The sequence below is a fragment of the Microbacterium sp. HMWF026 genome (assembly GCF_003061325.1).
GTDB classification, from domain to species: Bacteria; Actinomycetota; Actinomycetes; order Actinomycetales; family Microbacteriaceae; genus Microbacterium; species Microbacterium testaceum_E.
The window spans coordinates 1-486 of sequence record NZ_QAJB01000315.1; the positions used below are offsets into that span (position 1 = coordinate 1).

The window sequence follows — 486 nt, forward strand, 5'->3', positions numbered from 1 at the left end:
CCACGGCCCCGTCCGAGACGGCCGCCGCCGAGACGGCCCCGTCTGAGACCACCGCGCCCGGGCCGGCCCCGTCCGAGACCACCGCGTCAGGGCCGGCTACCGCCGAGACGGACGCCGACCGCGACGCGTCGCCTCTCGAGCCCGTCGCACCCACCCCGCCGGTCACCCCGGTGGGGCCGATCGAGCTCGCCCACGTGCGCGATGCATGGCCCGAGGTGCTCGGCCAGCTCGAGGTCGCGAGTCGTGCGTCGTGGCTGATCGTGTCGACCTCGACGGTCGCCGCCTTCGACGCCGACGTGCTCACGCTCTCCTTCCGTACCGGTTCCGACCTCACGGCGTTCAAGACGCGCACGCCCGAGGGCGGGCCCAGCGAAGACCTCCGCCAGGCGATCCAGGCCGTGCTCGGCATCCGCGTCAAGTACCTCGCCCGTCTCGACGGCGAGGCCGGGCCCGGCGGGTCGTCGCGCCCCCCGGCGGGTCCGCCGC

The 486-nt window shown here is 76.1% G+C and carries 1 pseudogene; it reads left to right on the forward strand.

What is annotated here, in order from left to right:
- Nucleotides 1-486: pseudogene (locus DBR36_RS17795) on the forward strand (DNA polymerase III subunit gamma and tau); the annotation flags it as partial.